This window comes from Mitsuaria sp. TWR114 (assembly GCF_007997345.1).
In genome coordinates, this window is the sequence record NZ_VOSR01000532.1 from 1 (window position 1) to 3,033 (window position 3,033).

Sequence of the window (3,033 nt, forward strand, 5' to 3'; positions counted from 1 at the left end):
TTGCGGTTGCGGTTGCGGTCGCGAGGGGCAGTGTTGAGCACCAGGAGGGCATCCATGGACCAGGAAAGCGACCTGAAACCAGCAGGCCCGGCGCCCGCGCCGCGGGGCCGGCCGTCGCGGCGGTCGATGCTGCTGTCGACGGCGATCCGCGTGCTGCAGGAGCGCGGCATCCGCAACATGACGCTGGAGGAGGTGTGCGCGGCGTCGGGGGTGTCGCGGGGCGCGGTGTACTGGCACTTCCGGTCGAAGGAGCGCCTGGTGGAGGAGTCGCTCGCGGCGACGACGCTGCCGCTGGAGCAATTGCGACAGCAGGCCTGGGAGGATCCTTGCACGACGCTGGCACGGGCGGTGATGGCCTGCGTGACCCAGGAGCGCCTGCGCGGGCTCTGCGTGACGCTGCTGTTCAACGCGTCGGAGGCTGCGGCGCGGGCGCGGATGGCTCGGGTGCGGGTCGCGGTCACCTGGTTCCTGGCGCGGCATTGCGTGGCCCGGCGCGACGTGCTCGGTCGCGTGGCGCGGCGGCACCGGGTGCAGCTCGCGCACGCGATGGTGATGGGCTCGCTCATCGAGTTCATGGCCTTCATGCCCAGGGACATCGCCGGCGAGCATGCGCTCGCGCAGGCGCTGCGCCGGCTGGTCGGCGCCGGGCCGGCGCAGGAGCGGCTCCAGCCGGTGTGAGGGCGGCGTCACCGGGGTCGCCGCGACGGGGCTCGATCACAACCGTCCCACTTGATTCGCGAGGACTTGTCACCGATGAAAAAAGAAATGCGTCCGGCACACAGGAACGTCGGGCTTGCGCAACTGCCGGCCTACATGGCCAGGTTCCCGGCCACCGCCTGGGTGTCGCTGCTGCATCGCGTCAGCGGCCTGCTCCTGGTCCTGGCGCTGCCGCTGGTCATCGCGACCCTCGAGGCCGCGCTCGCCTCCGAGGGCTCCTACGAACGGCTGACGGCGGTGTTCTCGACCGGTTGGGGCGGCCTGCCGGGCTGGCTCATGAAGCTGCTGTCGCTGGTCCTGCTGTGGGCCTTCCTGCACCACCTGGCCGCCGGACTCCGGTTCGTGCTGCTCGACATGAGTCACCGCGCGGTGGAGAAGCACCGGGCATCGCGTTCCGCGCGGTGGGTGCTGATCTCGAGCCTGACGCTGACGGTGGCGGTGGGCGCCAAGGCCTTCGCGCTCCTATGAGCACTCGATGGGCGCGGCAGGCCCCCTCGCTGGTCGCAGCGATCCCCCGCCTTCTCAAGGAAGCCCCATGACAAAACTTGTGCGTTGCATCCAGGCGCTGGTCATCCTCATGTGCCTGGTGCCGCTCGTCGGCCACGGCCATCGCGCGCTCGACGCTCATGCCGGCGCTCATCGCGCGGCTCCCGTTGCCGCACCGCGCTGGCCGGCATCGCGCACCTGGCGCAGCTCGGCGTCGATCGCGGCCCAGTGCTGGCGCAGGAAGGCCTCGAGCCGGCGCGGCGCCTGCTCGTCGGCCTCGGTGTAGACCAGCACCAGCGCGGCGTCGTCGCCCTGCCCGCGCAGCCGCTCCAGCGCGCCCCAGACCCGCGCGCGCCAGGCGCTGGTCATCGGACGGCCATTGATCCAGTAGACATGCCACATCAGCATCCGCGGCGCGGTCACCGCGTCCAGCGAGGACGCGCGCACCTGCGTGCTCAGCAGCGGGATCGCCGCGGCGGCGCGGCCGTCCGCGCCGGCCGGCACGACGTCCACCGTGCCGCGGTCGGTCACGGCCCACTGCTTGTTCTCCGGCGACACGACCGCGTTGCTGGAGCTCACCAGCTTGCGTTCGTAGTCCTGGTCGCGGAAATACTGCAGGTGCAGGCCCACGCGCGGCTGGTTCGCCGGTCCGGTGAACTGCTGGTGGCGCGTGGCATTGGCGCCTTCGAAGTCGGGCGTCCACGCGTCCGAGGGCACGACCTGGGCCTGCCAGCCCGGTGCCGCGGCCACGGCGGGCAGCGTGTCGATCGGGGCCGAGTGGCCCTGGCGCAGCCAGGCCCCCGCGGCCACGGGCAGTGCGACGGCCAGCAGCACGGCGACGGTCGCGCCCCAGCCCCTGGCCAGGGTCGCGGGCGCGGCGGCCTCGCGGGCCGGTGGGACCAGCGGCAACTCCGGCTGCGACCAGCGCGCGCCGATCAGGAACATCGCCAGCATCACGACGCCGAAGAACAGCCAGCCGTAGATCAGGTGGTCCACGCCCACCGCCAGGGTGTTGCCCGACAGATGGCCGATCATGACGATCAGGTAGGCGCGGGCCCAGTTCGCCACCAGCGGCAGCGCCAGCGCGAAGGCGATGAAGCCCAGGCGACGCCGCGTCGAGTGGTAGCTGAGGTAGGCGTAGAGCGTGCCCACCATCGCCGAGGCGATCAGGTAGCGCACGCCGGAGCAGGCCTCGACGACGGACCACTGGCCGCTCGGGATGATGAACTGCAGGCCTTCCTGGTAGACCGGCAGGCCGCTGAGCCGCAGCGCGAGGACGGTGAACTTCGCCGTCCAGTCCATCAGCTGCGGCAGCAGGAACTCGCCCACCGGGACGCAGAAGAAGAGGAAGCCCAGCGGGAAGGCCATCTCGCGCGCGACGCGCCAGCCCAGCACCGCCGGCACCAGCAGCACCAGCATGGCCACCAGCGCGAACTGGGTGGCGGCGTTGATCGCGGCGAAGTCGGCGAACAGCCAGATCGCGCCCAGCAGCGCGATCGGCAGCGCCAGCCAGGGCACCGGCCGCGGCGTCAGCGGCGCGACCATTTCGCTCCGGCGCCAGGCCAGCCACAGCGCGATCGGCGGCACCAGGAAGGCATGGGTGAAGGTGCCGGAGCGCCACCAGATGGTGACCATGCCCAGCGCAGTGTGGCGGTACAGCAGCAGCAGCGCGATGGTCAGCAGGACCAGCACCGCGAGTGGGCGACGCCACGCCGAGGGAATGCCCCGCTCGCCAAGCGCCGACGGGGTGGTTGCGCTCATGTGAGCCCCTCGCCCGCGGCCAGCCGCAGTCGGTCCCCCGAGGGGACGCGAGCTTGCTTGGGACGGCCC

At 71.9% G+C, this 3,033-nt stretch carries 3 protein-coding genes; 2 read left to right on the forward strand and 1 reads right to left on the reverse strand.

Annotation, left to right across the window (positions count from 1 at the left end; genetic code table 11):
- Positions 1 to 54: 54 nt before the first annotated feature.
- Positions 55 to 678, forward strand: a complete 624-nt coding sequence (locus tag FUT87_RS18620) for a TetR/AcrR family transcriptional regulator (RefSeq protein ID WP_147241987.1) — start codon at positions 55 to 57, stop codon at positions 676 to 678.
- Positions 679 to 765: 87 nt separating this feature from the next.
- Positions 766 to 1,185 carry a succinate dehydrogenase, cytochrome b556 subunit gene (gene sdhC / locus FUT87_RS18625; RefSeq protein ID WP_255511910.1) on the forward strand — a complete coding sequence of 140 codons (420 nt, stop codon included), beginning with the start codon at positions 766 to 768 and terminating at the stop codon, positions 1,183 to 1,185.
- A gap of 168 nt (positions 1,186 to 1,353) precedes the next feature.
- Here sdhC and xrtA read toward each other — a convergent pair whose 3' ends face one another.
- A complete protein-coding gene (xrtA, locus tag FUT87_RS18630; RefSeq protein WP_147241955.1) occupies positions 1,354 to 2,964 on the reverse strand; it encodes an exosortase A in 1,611 nt (536 codons plus the stop codon).
- Between the last annotated feature and the right edge of the window lie 69 nt (positions 2,965 to 3,033).

What these genes read in the sequence shown, in the direction of transcription:
- FUT87_RS18620 (WP_147241987.1), top strand. Translation starts at nt 55, where the DNA reads ATGGACCAGGAAAGCGACCTGAAACCAGCAGGCCCGGCGCCCGCGCCG.
- sdhC (WP_255511910.1), top strand. Translation starts at nt 766, where the DNA reads ATGCGTCCGGCACACAGGAACGTCGGGCTTGCGCAACTGCCGGCCTAC.
- xrtA (WP_147241955.1), bottom strand. Translation starts at nt 2,964, where the DNA reads ATGAGCGCAACCACCCCGTCGGCGCTTGGCGAGCGGGGCATTCCCTCG.